This is a genomic window from Micrococcus sp. SL257, from assembly GCF_026625585.1.
Lineage (GTDB): Bacteria > Actinomycetota > Actinomycetes > Actinomycetales > Micrococcaceae > Micrococcus > Micrococcus luteus.
The window spans coordinates 2,386,224-2,402,519 of record NZ_CP113053.1; the positions used below are offsets into that span (position 1 = coordinate 2,386,224).

15 protein-coding genes are annotated in these 16,296 nt (G+C 71.7%); 4 read left to right on the forward strand and 11 right to left on the reverse strand.

Features of this window, described 5'->3' with window-relative positions; all coding sequences use genetic code 11:
* Position 1 precedes the first annotated feature (1 nt).
* From OVA32_RS11080 to OVA32_RS11105, 6 genes are all read right to left on the reverse strand, one after another.
* A complete protein-coding gene (locus tag OVA32_RS11080) occupies positions 2–1,309 on the reverse strand; it encodes an ABC transporter permease (RefSeq protein ID WP_095353411.1) in 1,308 nt (435 codons plus the stop codon).
* Positions 1,306–2,721 carry an ABC transporter permease gene (locus OVA32_RS11085; RefSeq protein ID WP_095353410.1) on the reverse strand — a complete coding sequence of 472 codons (1,416 nt, stop codon included), beginning with the start codon at positions 2,719–2,721 and terminating at the stop codon, positions 1,306–1,308. The genes OVA32_RS11080 and OVA32_RS11085 overlap by 4 nt, the downstream gene beginning before the upstream one ends.
* Positions 2,718–4,316 carry an ABC transporter ATP-binding protein gene (locus tag OVA32_RS11090; RefSeq protein ID WP_095353409.1) on the reverse strand — a complete coding sequence of 533 codons (1,599 nt, stop codon included), beginning with the start codon at positions 4,314–4,316 and terminating at the stop codon, positions 2,718–2,720. The genes OVA32_RS11085 and OVA32_RS11090 overlap by 4 nt, the downstream gene beginning before the upstream one ends.
* 126 nt (positions 4,317–4,442) lie before the next feature.
* Complete coding sequence (locus OVA32_RS11095; RefSeq protein WP_095353408.1) at positions 4,443–5,600, reverse strand: BMP family lipoprotein; 1,158 nt, start codon at positions 5,598–5,600, stop codon at positions 4,443–4,445.
* A gap of 144 nt (positions 5,601–5,744) precedes the next feature.
* Positions 5,745–7,001: an amidohydrolase gene (locus OVA32_RS11100; RefSeq protein WP_036314553.1), complete on the reverse strand. Its 1,257-nt coding sequence runs from the start codon at positions 6,999–7,001 to the stop codon at positions 5,745–5,747.
* A gap of 61 nt (positions 7,002–7,062) precedes the next feature.
* Positions 7,063–8,214 carry a mannose-1-phosphate guanylyltransferase gene (locus OVA32_RS11105; protein WP_095353407.1) on the reverse strand — a complete coding sequence of 384 codons (1,152 nt, stop codon included), beginning with the start codon at positions 8,212–8,214 and terminating at the stop codon, positions 7,063–7,065.
* Positions 8,215–8,460: 246 nt separating this feature from the next.
* On the opposite strand from OVA32_RS11105, the gene sdhC reads away from it, so the two are divergent.
* The 4 genes from sdhC to OVA32_RS11125 all read left to right on the forward strand — a co-directional run bounded on the left by sdhC (position 8,461) and on the right by OVA32_RS11125 (position 12,004).
* Entirely contained in the window at positions 8,461–8,865 is a 405-nt protein-coding gene (gene sdhC / locus OVA32_RS11110) for a succinate dehydrogenase, cytochrome b556 subunit (RefSeq protein WP_078025777.1), read from the forward strand.
* 3 nt (positions 8,866–8,868) lie between these two features.
* Entirely contained in the window at positions 8,869–9,348 is a 480-nt protein-coding gene (locus OVA32_RS11115; protein ID WP_036314556.1) for a succinate dehydrogenase hydrophobic membrane anchor subunit, read from the forward strand.
* A 77-nt stretch (positions 9,349–9,425) separates the two neighbouring features.
* Positions 9,426–11,213: a succinate dehydrogenase flavoprotein subunit gene (sdhA, locus tag OVA32_RS11120; RefSeq protein ID WP_078025778.1), complete on the forward strand. Its 1,788-nt coding sequence runs from the start codon at positions 9,426–9,428 to the stop codon at positions 11,211–11,213.
* Positions 11,213–12,004, forward strand: a complete 792-nt coding sequence (locus OVA32_RS11125; RefSeq protein WP_010079347.1) for a succinate dehydrogenase iron-sulfur subunit — start codon at positions 11,213–11,215, stop codon at positions 12,002–12,004. Before sdhA ends, OVA32_RS11125 begins: the two co-directional genes overlap by 1 nt.
* Before the next feature lie 183 nt (positions 12,005–12,187).
* On the opposite strand, the gene OVA32_RS11130 is transcribed toward OVA32_RS11125, so the two are convergent.
* The 5 genes from OVA32_RS11130 to OVA32_RS11150 all read right to left on the reverse strand — a co-directional run bounded on the left by OVA32_RS11130 (position 12,188) and on the right by OVA32_RS11150 (position 16,112).
* A complete protein-coding gene (locus tag OVA32_RS11130) occupies positions 12,188–12,709 on the reverse strand; it encodes a hypothetical protein (protein WP_267714514.1) in 522 nt (173 codons plus the stop codon).
* 7 nt (positions 12,710–12,716) lie between these two features.
* On the reverse strand, positions 12,717–13,301 hold the full coding sequence (locus OVA32_RS11135) for a hypothetical protein (RefSeq protein ID WP_135040345.1): 585 nt from the start codon (positions 13,299–13,301) through the stop codon (positions 12,717–12,719).
* A 108-nt stretch (positions 13,302–13,409) separates the two neighbouring features.
* Positions 13,410–14,012 (reverse strand): hypothetical protein, encoded by a 603-nt coding sequence (locus OVA32_RS11140; RefSeq protein WP_036381954.1) that lies wholly within the window; start codon positions 14,010–14,012, stop codon positions 13,410–13,412.
* A 58-nt stretch (positions 14,013–14,070) separates the two neighbouring features.
* On the reverse strand, positions 14,071–15,354 hold the full coding sequence (locus OVA32_RS11145; protein WP_095353404.1) for an ABC transporter permease: 1,284 nt from the start codon (positions 15,352–15,354) through the stop codon (positions 14,071–14,073).
* Positions 15,351–16,112 (reverse strand): ABC transporter ATP-binding protein, encoded by a 762-nt coding sequence (locus tag OVA32_RS11150; protein WP_095353403.1) that lies wholly within the window; start codon positions 16,110–16,112, stop codon positions 15,351–15,353. The genes OVA32_RS11145 and OVA32_RS11150 overlap by 4 nt, the downstream gene beginning before the upstream one ends.
* Between the last annotated feature and the right edge of the window lie 184 nt (positions 16,113–16,296).

Sequence of the window (16,296 nt, forward strand, 5' to 3'; positions counted from 1 at the left end):
GCTACTCCTTCACGTACGGCACGCCCGAGGCGGCCGGGCCGCGCGAGCGGCCCACGAGGCCGGCCACGGCGAACACCGTGACGAGGTACGGGAGCATCGCCATGAACTGGCTCGGCACCGGGGTGCCGAGGATCGCCAGGACGTACTGCATGTTGGTGGCGAAGCCGAACAGCAGCGCCGCGAAGAACGCGCCGATCGGGTTCCAGCGGCCGAAGATCACGGCCGCGAGCGCGATGAAGCCCTGGCCCGCCGTCATCTCCTTGGTGAAGGACGACGCGGAGACGAGCGTGAAGAACGCCCCGCCCATGCCGGCCACCGCACCGCCCAGCAGGACGGCGGCGTAGCGCGTGCGGTTCACGTCGATGCCCACGGTGTCCGCGGCCTTGGGATGCTCGCCCACGGCGCGCACGCGCAGGCCCCAGCGGGTGCGGAACAGGGCGAACCACAGCGCGATCACGAGCAGGTACATCGCGTAGCCCAGGATCGTCTGGTCGAACAGGATGGGCCCGAGCACGGGGATGTCCGCCAGGCCCGGAATCCGCAGGTTCGGGAAGTGCGGCGGCGCGTTGAGCTCGGTGTCCCCGCCCGTGAGGACGGTGGAGTACAGGAAGCTCGTCAGGCCGGCCACGAGCACGTTGAGCACGACGCCGACGATCACCTGGTTGACCAGGTACTTGATCGAGAACACGGCGAGCAGCCAGGACACGAGGACGCCGGCCACGATGGCGGCGGCCAGGCCCGCCCAGGGCGAGCCGGTGGCGGTGCCGACGACGGCGGCCGTGAACGCGCCCGCCAGCAGCTGACCCTCGATCGCGATGTTCACCACGCCCGAGCGCTCGGCCAGGATGCCGGCCATCGAGCCGAAGATCAGCGGGACGGCCAGCGCGAATGAGCCGGCGATCAGGCCGGTGAGGAACACGGTGGTGTTGTCCGCCGAGCCGATCACCCAGATGAGGAACGCGGCCACGAAGGCGACGGCGAACAGGGCGGCGGCCCAGCCGGGGGTGCGCCCCGAGCGCAGGGTCGCCAGCCAGGCCACCGCGGTCAGCACCGCCATGAGCCCGACGAGCAGCCAGCCCCCCAGCACGGGGTCGGCGGTCAGGTCCGGGAGCACGACGGCGTCGGACGCGTTCGAGAGTCGGAAGGTCGCCGTCGCCTCGGGGGCACCGAGGGCGAAGACGGCCAGGGCCAGCAGGGTCAGGATCGTCAGGGCGATCGGGGTGGTCCAGTGCCGGACCACGACCCGGGCGGGCTCGGCGGCCTCGGGGCGGACGACGTCGGCGTGGGGCCGGGCGGCGGTCGCGCTCATCGGGCGTCCCCCTTCTGCTCGTGCGGGCGGTGGGTCGGGGCCGTGTCCGTGGGCTGCGTGGTCGGGGCCTGCGGGTCCGCGACGGCGGTGGCCGCGGCCTCCTGGACGCCCGTGGACGGGGCGGCGGCGTGGCCGCCGGCGCCGGTCACCGCGGCGCCGGCCACAGCGGGCTGGGTCACGGGGTCGGCGGCGCGGCGGGCGCGGGCGGCGCCCGGGGCGGGCAGCCGGAAGATGGCGCGCACCAGCGGCGGGGCCGCGATGAGCAGCACGATCACGGACTGCACCACGAGGACGATGTCGACCGGCACCCCGGTCTCGGTCTGCATGGTCACGCCGCCGGCGCGCAGGGCGCCGAAGAGCAGGCCCGCGAACAGCACGCCCACCGGGTGGGACCGGCCGAGCAGGGCCACCGTGATCGCGTCGAAGCCGAAGGACCCGGCCACGGAGGTGTTCAGCGTGCTCTCCGTGCCGGCGACGTGGGTGGCGCCGGCCAGGCCGGCGAGGCCGCCGGAGATCGCCATGGCGGCCAGGTAGGAGCCCTTGACGGAGATGCCGGCCGTGCGGGCGGCGTCCGGGTTGGCGCCCACGGCCCGCAGGCGGAAGCCGAGGGTGGAGCGCTGCATCAGCCACCACGTGAAGAGCACGGCCAGCAGCGCGACGAAGAAGCCCCAGTGCAGCCGGAAGTCGGTCCCCAGCAGCCGCGGGAACATGGCGGAGCGGTCCAGCGGCGCGGACACCGGGTTCGTGGTGCCGGGCGCCCGCAGGACGGGGGTGTTCAGCAGGTACGCGAGCAGGTTCACCGCCACGTAGTTGAGCATGATCGTGAGGATCACCTCGTGCGCGCCGGTCCAGGCCTTGAGCACGCCGACGACGGAGCCCCACAGCACGCCGCCGAGCACGCCCATCACGACGACGAGCAGCAGGTGCACGCCGGCCGGCAGGTGCAGGTGCACGCCGAACCACGTGGCGAACATGGCGCCGAAGATGAACTGGCCCTGGCCGCCGATGTTGAACAGGCCCGCCCGGAAGGCGATGGCGATGCCCAGCGAGATGATGATCAGCGGGGTCGCCACGGTGAGGGTCTCGGTGAGCGGGTAGAGCATGCCCGTCGCGTCCGAGGCCCGGTAGTTGAAGACGGCGCCGCGGAACAGGGCCGCGAAGGCTCCGGCGAACGCGGCCCAGGCGGCGGAGAGCAGGTCGCCCGGGCGGGCGAAGAAGTAGCCGGCGGCGTCGCGGACGTCCTCGTCCACGGCGATGATCAGCAGGCCGGAGATCAGCAGGGACAGCAGGATCGCCAGGGCGGTGACCGTGCCGTTGCCCGAGAGGACCCGGCGCAGGGCGGAGTCGGCGGGGGCGGGCCGGGCGCGGGGGTCGGACTCGGGGGCCGGGCGCTGCGGGGCGGCGGTGCTCACGGGCGCTCTCCTTCCGTGGTGGGGTGGGCGGCGGGCGCCGCGCCGGTGGTGCCGGGCGTGTCCGCGGCGACGTCCGCGCCGGAGGCGAGGGCCGCGTCGTCGGGGGTCTGGCCGGCCATCATGAGGCCGAGCGTCTCGCGCGAGGTGTCCCCCGGCACGATGCCGACGATCCGCCCGTGGTACATCACGGCGATCCGGTCGGCCAGCTCGAGGACCTCGTCCAGCTCGGTGGAGACGATCAGCACGGGGGTGCCGGCGTCGCGCTCGGCGATGATCCGGTCGTGCAGGAACTCGATCGAGCCGACGTCCACGCCGCGCGTGGGCTGCGAGGCGATGAACAGGCGCAGCCCGTCCACGAGTTCGCGGGCCATGACGACCTTCTGCTGGTTGCCTCCCGAGAGGGAGGACACCGGCAGGTCCACGCCCTGGGTGCGGACGTCGAACTCGGCCACGCGGCGCTCGGCGAGCGCCCGTACCGCGGCGGGGCGCATCTGCACGGCGTTGCCGGCCGGGGCGACGTCGTACCGGTTGAGCACCATGTTCTCCGCCACGGAGAACGGGCCGACGAGCCCGTCCGTGGAGCGGTCCTCGGGCACGAAGCCGACGCCGGCGCGGATGATCTGGCGGGTGGACCGGCCGATCAGCTCCCGGCCGTCCAGGGTGACGGAGCCGGTGGCCTTGACCAGGCCCATGATCGCCTCGGTCAGCTCCGTCTGCCCGTTGCCCTGCACACCGGCCACGGCGAGGACCTCGCCCTGGCGGACGGCGAAGGACACGGCGTCCAGCAGCACCTGGCCCGTGGGCGAGACGACGGAGAGGTCCTCGACGCGGAACGTCTCCTCCCCCAGGGTCGGGGCCGTCTTGCGCCGCTCGAGGACGACGTTCCGGCCCACCATGAGGGCGGCCAGCTCGGCGGCCTCGGCGGAGGGCTCCGCCGTGCCGACCACGCGGCCGCGGCGCAGCACGGTGATGTCGTCCGAGACGGCCTTGACCTCGCGCAGCTTGTGGGAGATGAACACGATCGCCGTGCCGTCCGCCCGCAGCTGCCGGATGATGCCGAGCAGCTCGTCGGTCTCCTGGGGGGTGAGCACGGCGGTCGGCTCGTCCAGGATGAGGATGCGCGCGTCGCGGACGAGGGCCTTGATGATCTCGACGCGCTGCTGCACGCCCACGGGCAGGTCCTCGACGACGGCGTCCGGGTCCACGTCGAAGCCGTACTGGGCGGAGATCTCCCGGATCCGCCGGCGGGTGGCCTCGAGGTCGAGCACGCCCAGGGCGCGGGTGTGCTCGTCGCCGAGGGCCACGTTCTCGGCCACCGTGAAGACGGGCACGAGCATGAAGTGCTGGTGCACCATGCCGATGCCCGCGCGCATGGCCTCACCGGGACCGGAGAACCGGACGGGCTCGCCGTCGAGGAGGATCTCCCCCTCGGTGGGCTCGTAGAGCCCGAAGAGGACGTTCATCAGGGTGGACTTGCCGGCGCCGTTCTCGCCGAGGAGGGTGTGCACCCGCCCCGACTCCACGGTCAGGTTCACGTCCTCGTTCGCGGCGAACGAGCCGAAGCGCTTGGTGATCCCGCGCAGTTCGAGCCTCATCGAGGGCCTTCCGTCTGGTCGATGCTCGTGGTGCCGCGCTCGGCGGCGGGGGCGGGCCGGGCGCCCGCGCGCCGCGGGGCCGGTCCGGAGGGGTCCGGGCCGGCCCCGCGGCGGTGGCGAGGCGGGTCAGGCCTCCGGGGAGTACTCCGAACCGACCTTCAGCTCGCCCGAGATGATCTTCGCCTCGAGGTCCTTGAGCTCGTCCTTGAGCTCCTGCGGCACCGTGTCCTCGAAGTCGTGGAACGGGGCCAGCTCGACGCCCTTGTTCTCCAGCGTGCCCACGTAGGGCTCGGCCGAGAACTCGTCCTTCAGGTCCGCGGCGATCACGTCGGTGACGGACTGGCCCATGTTCTTCTTCACCGAGGTGAGGATCAGGTTGCCGTCCTTGGTGGACTCGTAGCCGTCCGAGTCCGGCCAGATGACCTTGACGTCCTTGCCGCCCTGGTTCGCCTCGCGGACGGCGTCCAGGGTGCCCAGGCCCACGGGGCCCGCCACCGGCATCACGATGTCGGCGCCCTCGTTGATGAAGTTGGCGGTGTTCGTCTTGCCGTTGGCCACGTTCTCGAAGTCGCCCGTGAACGAGCCGGTCTTCGCGTCCTTGTCCCAGCCCAGGACCTTGACGTCCTTGTCCTTGACCTCGTTGTAGTGCTCCACGCCGCGGGCGAAGCCGTCCATGAAGATGGTGACGGTGGGGATCTCGGCCCCTCCGTAGGTGGCCACGGTGCCGGTCTCGGTGGTGCCCGCCGCCAGGTACCCGGCCAGGAACGCCGCCTGCGCCGTGTCGTAGGTGAGCTTCTGGAAGTTGTCGGTGAAGTCGCCGTCGGTGACGTCCACGCCGAAGAAGTGGGTGTCCGAGTGCTGGGCGGCGATCGGCTTCATGGCGTCGCCGAGGAGGAAGCCCACGCCGATGACGGCGTCGCAGTCGCCGTTGACCATGGCGGTCACGTTCGGGGTGTACTCGCTGGGCTCGTTCGACTCGGCCTCGCTGGTGGTGATGCCGTAGGCCTCCTCGGCGGCCTTGAGGCCCTCGTAGGAGGACTGGTTGAAGGAGCGGTCGTCGAAGCCGCCCTCGTCCGAGACGATGCAGGCCTTGTAGTCGTTGTTGTCCGAGCCGACGCCGTCCACGGTGGCGATGGCCTCGCTCTCGGCGGCGCCGGAGTCCGAGGCCTCGGACTGCTCCGGCGGGGCGCCGCACGCGGTCAGCAGCAGGCCGGAGACGCCGAGCGCGGCGGCGGGGAGCAGGAGACGACGGCGGCGCGCGGCCGACGGGGTGGCGATGCCCATGGGGTCCTCATTTCGGAAGGCACGGTGCGAGGTCCGCGGCCGGTGGCCGCGGAAAGACGGGGCCCGTGCGGGTGGCCCCGTCCGGATGAGCGCGAGTCTACCGAACGGTGGGCCCGTCCCCTCCGGCGGGGGCGGGCGGCGGGGTCAGTGGTGGTCCTCGCCCGTGAGCACCTGCAGCGCGGCGGCGGTGAAGACCCGCATGCCCACGCCGATGGCCCGCTCGTCCGGCGCGTAGTCCCCGCGGTGCAGATCGTAGATGGGGCCACCCGGGGACCGGGTGCCGAGGCGCAGCATGGAGCCGGGCACCTTCTGGGTCATCCAGGCGAAGTCCTCGCCGCCCATCGACTGCGGGGTCAGGACGATCGCCCGGGAGCCGAGTTCCCGCCGCGCCGCGGTCTCGATCAGCGCCGTCTCGCCCTCGGTGTTGTGCACCGGCGGGACGCCGCGCACGTGCTCGAGCTGCACGTGCACGCCGTACGGCGCGGCGACCTGTCGGACCACCTCGTCGAGCAGCGCGCCGGCCTCCTCCCACACGTCCGCGTCGAGGCAGCGCATGGTCCCGGCCAGGTAGCCGGTGTTGTCGATCGCGTTGGGCGCGCTGCCGGCGGCGATCTGCCCCCACACCACGGAGACGGCCGAGCGCACGTCGATCCGCCGGGAGAGCACGGCGGGCACGTTCACGGCGATCTGGGACAGGGCGAAGACCATGTCCTCGGTGAGGTGGGGCCGCGAGGTGTGCCCCCCGCGTCCGGTGAGGGTGATCCGGATGGTGTCCGCCGCCGAGGTGATGGCGCCGATGCGGGTGCCGATCGAGCCGACGTCGACCTGGGGGTCGCAGTGCGCCGCCAGGATGCGGGGCACGTCGTCGAGGATCCCCTGCCGCAGCACGGCCAGGGAGCCGCCGGGCAGCCGCTCCTCCGCGGGCTGGAAGATGACGCGGACCGTGCCGTGGACCCGCTCGCCGACCGCGCGCAGGTCGGGGTCGGCGGTGGCCCCGCGGAGGATGCGGCCGAGGGCGACGGCCACACCCGCCATGACGGCGGTGTGCATGTCGTGGCCGCACGCGTGCGCGACGCCGTCATTGACGGACACGTAGGGCAGGCCGGTCTCCTCCTCGACCGGCAGCGCGTCGATGTCCGCGCGCAGGGCCAGCACCACCGGCCCCTCCCCGACGTCCACGTAGGCGCCCGTGGACTCCATCCGCACGGGCGAGAGCCCGTAGCCGGAGAGCAGCTCCACGATGCGGTCGGTGGTGCGGTACTCCTCATAGGAGAGTTCGGGATGCCGGTGCAGGTCCCGGCGGAAGGACACGATCTCGTCCTCGAGCTCGGCCACCACGGGGCCCACCGAGGGGACGGAGGTCGGACGGGGCCCGGTCAGCACGGAGTCGGAGGTGGTCATGGCCCAGCACCCTACTCCGGGGGTGCCGGTCGGTGCGGACCGGACCCGGCCGGGGACGCGGTCAGAGGACCTCGTCCACGCCCTCGGCCTTGAGCGCCTCGACGGCCTTCTTGACCTCCTGCGCGTGCTCCGTGGTGGTGACCAGCAGCGCGTCCTCGGTGTCCACCACGACGACGTCCTCGATGCCGATCAGCGCGATGACGCGCTTCGTGTCCGTCACCACGACGCCGGACGCGTCGTCCGAGTACACCCGCGGGGTGTCGCCGATCACCGTGATGCCGGAGGCGTCCTTGACCGGGTTCAGGCGGGCGATCGCCGCGAAGTCCCCCACGTCGTCCCACGTGAAGGAGCCGGGGATCACGGCCACGTCGCCGACGGCGGCGGCGGGCTCGGCCACGGCGTAGTCGATGGCGGTCTTCGTCAGCTCGGGCCACACCCGGGCCATGACCTCGTCCCGCTCCGGCGTCTCCCACGCGCGGGCGATCTGCATCAGGCCGGCGTGCAGCGCGGGCTCGTTCTCCTCGAGGTGGGCCAGCATGAGGCCCACGGGCGCCACGAACATGCCCGCGTTCCAGAGGTAGCGGCCGGACTTCACGTACTGCTGGGCGACCTTCAGGTCCGGCTTCTCCACGAACGCGGCGACGTCATGCGCGTCCGGAGCGCCGGCCACGCGGAGGCGGCGGCCCCGGCGGATGTAGCCGAAGCCCGTGGCCGCGTGCGTGGGCTCGATGCCGATGGTCACGATCCGGCCGGTGGCCGCCGTCTCGACGGCCTGCCGCACCGCGTCCTGGAAGACCTCCACCGGGGAGATCACCTGATCCGCCGCGAACGAGCCCATGATCGTGTCCGGGTCACGCAGGGAGAGGATCGCCGCGGCCAGGCCGATGGCGGCCGCGGAGTCCTTGGGCGAGGGCTCGAGCACCAGATCCGTCTCCGCCAGATCCGGCAGCTGCATGCACACCGCCTCCCGGTGGGCCCCCCCGGTCACCACGAGCATGCCCGCGGCCAGGGGCGCCAGACGGTCCCACGTGGCACGGATCAGGGTCTGGCCCGAGCCGGTGAGGTCGTGGAGGAACTTCGGCGCGGCGGCCCGCGAGAGGGGCCACAGGCGGGTGCCCACGCCCCCGGCGGGGATCACGGCGTGGAAGCGGGACAGGGCCGTGCCCGGCGCGGCCTCGCGCGGGGCATCGGTCAGGTTCGGATCGGTGCTCACCGGGCCAGACTACGGAACCGTCCGGACGGGGGACCACTCGACGCGTCCCAGGCGGGGCACAGCCCAGACCGAACAGGACGGCGGCGGGGCGCCGCACGCGTCACAGTGGTCGCCCGGGTCCCGGTCGGGCACGGAGGCGCGGGAAGGGTCTACCCTAGGTGGAGGAATCCACTCGCACACGCCCCTGCCCGTCGTCGTCCCACGGCGGAGGACCGGGATCGTGCATTCCCCCTGGAGGTATCAACCGTGTCTAGCGCCACTGCGCAGGCCCCGGCCAAGAACGGCCGCGGAACCCTGTACCGGGGCCACGGCGGCATGTGGTCCTGGGTGGGCCACCGCGTCACCGGCGTCGTCATCTTCTTCTACCTGCTCGTCCACGTGCTGGACACGGCCCTGGTCCGGGTCTCCCCCGAGGCCTACAACGCCGTGATCGGCTCGTACAAGACGTGGTACTTCGCGCTCGGCGAGGCCGGCCTCGTCGCGGCGATCATCTTCCACGCCCTGAACGGCCTGCGCATCATCCTGGTCGACTTCTGGAAGGGCGGCACCCAGCACCACAAGACCCTGCTGTGGATCGTGCTGGGGCTGTGGGTCGTCCTGACCCTGGGCTTCGCCATCCGTCACTTCAGCCTCGCACTCGGAGGTCACTGAGCCATGAGCACCACCGCTGAGACCACCATCGCGGCGCCCCGCAGCCGCCGTCTGGACCCCAAGTACACGCGCGACGGCGGCGGCCGCGGCAACTTCGAGATGCTCGCCTGGCTGTTCATGCGCATCTCGGGCGTCTTCCTCGTCGTGCTGATCGCCGTGCACCTGACCACCAACCTGCTGGTGGGCGACGGCATCCACGCCATCGACTTCGGCTTCGTGGCCGGCAAGTGGGCGCACCCGCTGTGGCAGTTCTGGGACCTGGCCCTCCTGTGGCTGGCCATGCTGCACGGCGCCAACGGCGTGCGCACGATCATCAACGACTACACCCGTCGCGGCAGCGCCCGCTTCTGGCTGACGATGATCCTGTACATCGCCACGGCCGTGATCATCATCCTCGGCACCCTGGTGATCTTCACCTTCGATCCCTGCATGGTGGACGCCTCCGGCGCCCTGCTCGAGGGCTCCCCGGCCTTCTGCGGCTGACCTCGGAAACGCTCACCCTGCGGTGCGGCCGGCCCGAGCGGCCGCCGCGTCACAGACACCCAGAAAGAGAGACCTGAATGCAGGTGCACAAGTACGACGTGGTGATCGTCGGCGCCGGCGGCGCGGGCATGCGCGCGGCCATCGAGGCCGGTCAGCGCGCGCACACCGCCGTCCTCACCAAGATCTACCCCACGCGTTCCCACACCGGCGCGGCCCAGGGCGGCATGTGCGCGGCCCTCGCCAACGTCGAGGAGGACAACTGGGAGTGGCACACGTTCGACACCGTCAAGGGCGGCGACTACCTGGTGGACCAGGACGCCGCGGAGGTCATGGCTAAGGAGGCCATCGACGCGGTGCTGGACCTCGAGAAGATGGGCCTGCCCTTCAACCGCACCCCCGAGGGCAAGATCGACCAGCGCCGCTTCGGCGGCCACACCCGTGACCACGGCAAGGCGCCCGTGCGCCGCGCCTGCTACGCCGCGGACCGCACCGGCCACATGATCCTCCAGACGCTGTACCAGAACTGCGTCAAGCACAACGTGGAGTTCTTCAACGAGTTCTACGTGCTCGACCTGCTGCTGGTGGAGGAGGACGCCGTGCGCGAGGACGGCACCGCCTACAAGCAGAAGCGCACCGCCGGCGTCGTCTCCTACGAGCTGGCCACCGGCGAGATCCACGTCTTCCAGGCCAAGTCGGTCATCTTCGCCACCGGCGGCGCCGGCAAGGTGTACAAGACCACCTCGAACGCCCACACGCTCACCGGAGACGGCATGGCCATCGCCTACCGCGCGGGCCTGCCGCTGGAGGACATGGAGTTCGTGCAGTTCCACCCGACCGGCCTGGCCGGCCTGGGCATCCTGCTCTCCGAGGCCGCGCGCGGCGAGGGCGGCATCCTCCGCAACGCGGACGGCGAGCGCTTCATGGAGCGCTACGCCCCCACCATCAAGGACCTCGCCCCGCGCGACATCGTGGCCCGGTCCATGGCCGAGGAGGTCCGTCAGGGCCGCGGCGCCGGCCCCAACAAGGACTACGTGCTGCTCGACCTGACGCACCTGGAGCCCTCGCACATCGACGAGAAGCTCCCGGACATCACCGAGTTCGCCCGCACCTACCTGGGTGTCGAGCCCTACACGGAGCCGGTGCCGGTGTTCCCCACCTGCCACTACTTCATGGGCGGCATCCCCACGAATATCCAGGCCGAGGTCCTCCAGGACAACGACACCGTCGTGCCGGGCCTGTACGCCGCCGGCGAGGTGGCCTGCGTGTCCGTGCACGGGTCCAACCGCCTGGGCACCAACTCGCTGCTGGACATCAACGTGTTCGGCCGCCGCGCCGGCATCTACGCCGCCGAGTACGCCGCGCAGGCGGACTGGGTGGAGCTGCCCGAGGGCGGCGAGCTGCCGACCGTGGAGCACATCGAGAACCTGCGCTCCGCCACCGGGTCCGAGCGCGTCGCGGACATCCGCGCCGAGCTCCAGGAGTCCATGGACGCGGACATGCAGGTCTTCCGCGACGAGGACTCGATCCGCCGCGCACTGGCCAAGATCGAGGAGCTGCGCGGGCGCTACGAGAACGTGTCCGTCCAGGACAAGGGCCACCGCTTCAACCTCGACCTGCTCGAGGGCATGGAGCTGGGCTACCTCCTGGACATCGCCGAGGCCATGACCCTCGCGGCCCTGGGCCGCAAGGAGTCCCGCGGCGGGCACTACCGCGAGGACTACCCCGACCGCGACGACGAGAACTTCATGGCGCACACCATGATCTACCGTGACGAGACCGCGGAGATGGAGGGCGTCAAGGGCATCCGCTTCGAGACCAAGCCCGTCGTCGTGACCCGTTACCAGCCGATGGAGCGTAAGTACTGATGAGCCACTCAGCAACCGAGACCGAGGCCCCCGTGGCCCAGGCGCAGACCCAGTCCGCCGGTGGCGGCGCAGGCGAGGTCGAGAGCTTCGACATCGTGCTCAAGGTCCGCCGCTACCTCCCGGAGTCCTCCGAGGAGTCCTACTGGGACGAGTGGCGCCTGACCATGTACGGCACCGACCGCGTGCTGGACGCCCTGCACAAGGTCAAGTGGGACCACGACGGCACCCTGTCGTTCCGCCGCTCCTGCGCCCACGGCGTGTGCGGCTCCGACGCCATGCGCATCAACGGCCGCAACCGCCTGGCCTGCAAGACGCTCCTGAAGGACCTCGACCTGTCCAAGCCCATCCTGGTGGAGCCCATCAAGGGCCTGCCGGTGGAGAAGGACCTGATCGTGGACATGGACCCGTTCTTCCAGTCCTACCGCGAGATCATGCCGTTCCTGGTCGCCGAGGGCCACGCGCCCACCAAGGAGCGCTACCAGTCCCAGGCCGACCGGGCGATCTACGACGACACCACGAAGTGCATCCTGTGCGCCGCGTGCACCTCGTCCTGCCCGGTGTTCTGGACGGACGGCCAGTACTTCGGCCCGGCCGCCATCGTCAACGCGCACCGGTTCATCTTCGACTCGCGTGACGAGGCCGGCGACATGCGCCTGGAGATCCTGAACGACAAGGAGGGCGTGTGGCGCTGCCGCACGACCTTCAACTGCACCGACGCGTGCCCCCGCGGCATCCAGGTGACCAAGGCGATCTCCGAGGTGAAGCGGGCCATCCTGGCCCGCCAGTTCTGATCCCCCCGCACCACGACGGCGGCCCGTCTCCTCGCTCGAGGAGGCGGGTCGCCGTCGTCGTGCGTGGTACCCCTCCCGCCGAGGCCCGCAGACGCGCCGTCACCGGCCCGGCGTAGCGGCGTGTCTGCGGGCCTCGGCGTGGGGACGGGCGGGACCGGAGGCGGAGTCGGGGGCGGTCCGAGCTCAGACGTCGAAGGCGTCGCGCGTCTCCCGCCGGTGCGCCACACGCAGCCACACCGCGCTGGACACGAGCATCCCGACGACGGCACCCAGCACGACCGGCCCCCCTCCCCCGTCCTGCACCATCCGTCCACCGTCGACCATCCAGAAGGCCGCCGTGAGCATCCCCAGCACCACGAGCACGCTCCCCACGGGGCGCACGGCCCGGATGCGGCGGGTGATGCCGGCCAGGAGCACCAGGGTCAGGACGACCACCGCCGCGGCGGCCACCGGCCACGCCCCCGCCGGGGTGAGGAACGCGGCGACGTCGGCCTCGGTGACCTCGCTCGCGCCCCAGGAGCGCGCCTCCAGCACGGCGCGGGCGTAGCCGGGCGTCGACTGCAGCGCGAGCACGCCCCCCACGCCGGCCGCGCTCAGTGCGCCCGTGACGGCCGTGACGGTCTGGAACAGGCGCAGGGGACGCAGCGACGCGAGATCGGGGGCGGGGTCCGTGATCTCGTGGGGATCGTCGTCGAGGGGGTGCATGCCCCCATCATGCCCGGCGGCGCAGGAAAGTCGTCGCGAGGCCGGGGTTGAAGGCGCACACGAGCCAGGCCGCGTTCACGAGCGCGAACAGCCCGCCCAGGACCAGGGGCAGCACCACGTCCCCGGCAGGGAAGACGAACAGGCGGATGGTCCCCAGCAGCGTCACGAAGATGGCGATGGAGGCGAACAGGGCGCCCATGATGCGCGCCGTGTTGCTGTGCCGGGTCAGCCCGACGAGGACGATCGCGTAGACCGCCAGACCCAGCAGGGTCGCGAACCAGACGCTGCCGGTGAGGGCGCCCTCGATCGCCTCGGCGGTCATCGCGGGCGACTGCGCGCTGCCCTCGGGCAGCGAGTCCGCGATGTCCTGGGCCGCGCCCGGGAGGAGGTTGCGCAGGATCGACGCGGCGTAGAGGACCGCGGACGCGACCGTCAGTCCGAGCAGCGCCCGGAACACGCCGGGGGTGCGGGCGTCGGGGCGGATCAGCGGGCGGGCGTCCGGACCGGAGTGCCCGGCGATGCGCCGCCGCGCCTCATCCGGGCCCACCACGGGCCGCCCGCCGCCGTCCAGGTCGTCGGGGTGGGGGGACACGGGATGCGGGGGTCGATGATCGGAGGCCATGTCGCCATGGTCTCCGCTGGCCGACGCCGGGGCGAGGGCTGGCGACCCCGGACTCGCCGCCGGCGAACGGCGTCGGGATCAGGCGCGGCGGCCCTGACGGGTGTAGGCCGCGACCTGCGGGTTGAAGGCCTTGACCAGCCACAGGATGTTCACGATCACCAGCGCCAGGCTCAGCACGGAGGCCAGGACGCCGCCGATGCCGGGGTAGGTCACGAAGGAGAAGATGCCGCCGACGGCGCTGAGGGTGCCCAGGATCGCGACGACGATGCCGAGGATGCGGGCCCAGTTCTTGGCCCCGCGCAGGTTGAAGTACACCAGGGCGTACAGGGCCACGCCGATGAGCAGGACGATGATCGTGCCCACCGTCACGGAGGCGCCCACGACAGGCGCGATCTCCTCCACCTGCTCGGGGGTGAGGCCACTCTGGCGAAGGGAGTCCCGCATGCGTTCGATGCTCTCCTCGCCGCCGAACAGGGCCGGCAGGGAGGACAGCACGTACAGCGCGAGCGACGTGAGCGTCAGCGTCAGGAGCGCGGGGAACGCGGCCGGCTCCGGGACGATGCCGTACGGGCTGCCCGGCTGGGCGCCGTAGCCCGGGGCCGCGTAGGGCTGCGTGCCGTAGCGGGAGCCCGCGGCGGGCTGGCCCGGGTTCGGGTCCTGGTGCGGTCGATCGGTGGTCATGGAGTGTTCCTCGGTGTCGTGGGTGACGGTGATGGCGGTGACGGGCGCGGCGGCAGGATCACTCGTGCCGCAGTGCCTCGATGGGATCCTTCCGGGCCGCACGCAGGGCGGGCAAGGTGCCGGCGATGAACGCGATGGCCACGATCAGCAGCAGGATCAGCAGCAGGGCGAGGGGGTTGACCGCGAACAGGACCAGGCCGGTGACGCCGCTGAGGGGGCCGGTGGTCAGCACCTGGTTCGCGATGAGTCCGACGGCGACGCCCAGGCCGATGCCGATCAGCGAGCCGAGCAGGCCGATCACGACGGCCTCCATGGTGAACAGGCCGAAGATCTTCCCGCCGGTCATGCCGAGGGCCTTCATGAGGCCGATCTCCCGGGTGCGCTCCTGCACCGCCATGAGCAGGGTGTTGATGATGCCGAAGCTGGCGGCGAGCAGTGCGATGAGTGCGAAGCCGGTGAGCACCCACGTGACGGCGTCGATGATGCCGCGGATCACGCCGAGCTGCTCCTCGAGGGTCTGCGCCAGCAGGCCCTGGTCGGCCAGCGCCTGCTTCACGGCGTCCTCGTTGGCCTCCGGATCCTCCACGATCGCCGTGGCCTGGAAGTAGGTGTCCCGCTGGGACTCCGGCAGGCCCTCCGTCGTGATGTCGTAGATCGCCTGCTCGAGCGACTCCGACGGCGTCGGGGCGGTGCCCGCACCGGACGCGGCCGCCTTCGTCACACCGACCACGGTGGCCTTTACGGACTTCTGCTCCTGCAGCGGGGTCGCCGCCACGACGGTCAGCTCCGTGCCGATCAGGTCCTCGGCGTCGCTGGCGCCCAGGTCCTCCACCCACGACTCGGGCATGACGATCTCCGCGGCGCCGGCCTCGGGGGCACGGCCGGCGGAGAAGGTGAGCATGTCGATCTCACCGGAGCTGCCCATGAAGCCGGTCTGCCACTTGCGGTCGTCCGGGCCCTGGATGTACTCCGGCTCGGCCACCCGATAGGTCTTCACCTCGGTGACGTGCTCGGTGTCCTCGATCGCGGCGAGGTCCTCCTGGGTGAGCAGTGGCATGCCGAACATCTCGCCGCCGGCGGCGTCCTGCTCCGTGTACTCCTGGGGCGAGCCGCTCGCCGGACCGGCCGAGGACATGTCCTGCTGCTTCATCACGGTCAGCTCGCCGGGCTTGCCGAAGCCCTCGACCACGTTGTCCACGTACTTGTTGATTCCCGCGCCGAGCCCCGTGGTGAGGGTCAGCGTGAATGCGCCGATCACGATCGCGACGACGGTGAGGAAGGTGCGCAGCTTGGAGCGCATCGTGTTGGCGAGCGCCGTGCCCGCGACGTCGGTGGCCTTCATGCCCGTGCTCCGTCCTGCTCGGTGCCGATGCGCTCGTCGGCGATGACCACGCCGTCCTGCAGCTCGACGCGACGGTCGCACTTCGCGGCCAGGTCGTCGTCGTGCGTGACCACCACGAGGGTGATGCCGTCGTCGCGGTGCAGGCCGAAGAGGATGTCCTCCACGGCCGCCGAGGTGGCGGAGTCCAGGTTGCCCGTGGGCTCGTCCGCGAACAGCACCGTCGGGTTGTTCACGAGCGCGCGGGCGATGCACACGCGCTGCTTCTGGCCGCCGGAGAGGTCCGTGGCCTTGTTCTTCGCCTTGTCCGCGAGCTCGAGCCGCTCGAGCACCGCCATGCCGCGGCGGGTGCGCTGGGCCCGGCCCACGCCGGCGATCTTCAGCGGCAGCACGGTGTTCTCCAGGACCGTCTGGTTCGGGTTCAGGAAGAACTGCTGGAACACGAAGCCGAACCGCTCGTTGCGCAGCTGGGAGATCTCCGCGGCCTTGAGCTGGGAGACGGGACGGCCGTCCATCGCGACGACGCCGGCGGAGGGCTGGTCCAGCAGCGCCAGCAGGTGCATCAGGGTGGACTTGCCGGAGCCGGACTTGCCGACGACGGCCAGGGACTCGCCGCGCTGGATCTGCAGGGTGATGCCCTTCAGCGCGTCGAAGCGGGACGCCCCGCGGCCGTAGACCTTGACGAGGTTCTCCGTCTCCAGGACAGGTTCGGCGCCGGGTGGGACCTCGGCGACGGCGGGGATGGGGACCGCGGTGGACATGGCTCCGGCACTCCTCTGTCGGTGGGGCTCGCCCCCGCTGCGGCAGGAGCGGAGGCAGTGCCTCCATCCTGACAGCCACGCACGTGCCGCCGCCTCCGCCTCGAGTCGGAGAAACACGACGGCCCGCGTCCCCCGCAGGTCGGGGGCGCGGGCCGTCGTCGGGGGGCCGCGGGGCCGGTGCGGC

Bases quoted from the DNA above. Each gene is read 5' to 3' on its own strand.
- OVA32_RS11145 (WP_095353404.1), bottom strand. From the start codon at position 15,354: ATGAAGGCCACCGACGTCGCGGGCACGGCGCTCGCCAACACGATGCGC.
- OVA32_RS11115 (WP_036314556.1), top strand. From the start codon at position 8,869: ATGAGCACCACCGCTGAGACCACCATCGCGGCGCCCCGCAGCCGCCGT.
- OVA32_RS11130 (WP_267714514.1), bottom strand. From the start codon at position 12,709: ATGCACCCCCTCGACGACGATCCCCACGAGATCACGGACCCCGCCCCC.
- OVA32_RS11095 (WP_095353408.1), bottom strand. From the start codon at position 5,600: ATGGGCATCGCCACCCCGTCGGCCGCGCGCCGCCGTCGTCTCCTGCTC.
- OVA32_RS11150 (WP_095353403.1), bottom strand. From the start codon at position 16,112: ATGTCCACCGCGGTCCCCATCCCCGCCGTCGCCGAGGTCCCACCCGGC.
- sdhA (WP_078025778.1), top strand. From the start codon at position 9,426: ATGCAGGTGCACAAGTACGACGTGGTGATCGTCGGCGCCGGCGGCGCG.
- OVA32_RS11140 (WP_036381954.1), bottom strand. From the start codon at position 14,012: ATGACCACCGATCGACCGCACCAGGACCCGAACCCGGGCCAGCCCGCC.
- OVA32_RS11090 (WP_095353409.1), bottom strand. From the start codon at position 4,316: ATGAGGCTCGAACTGCGCGGGATCACCAAGCGCTTCGGCTCGTTCGCC.
- OVA32_RS11080 (WP_095353411.1), bottom strand. From the start codon at position 1,309: ATGAGCGCGACCGCCGCCCGGCCCCACGCCGACGTCGTCCGCCCCGAG.
- OVA32_RS11100 (WP_036314553.1), bottom strand. From the start codon at position 7,001: ATGACCACCTCCGACTCCGTGCTGACCGGGCCCCGTCCGACCTCCGTC.
- OVA32_RS11125 (WP_010079347.1), top strand. From the start codon at position 11,213: ATGAGCCACTCAGCAACCGAGACCGAGGCCCCCGTGGCCCAGGCGCAG.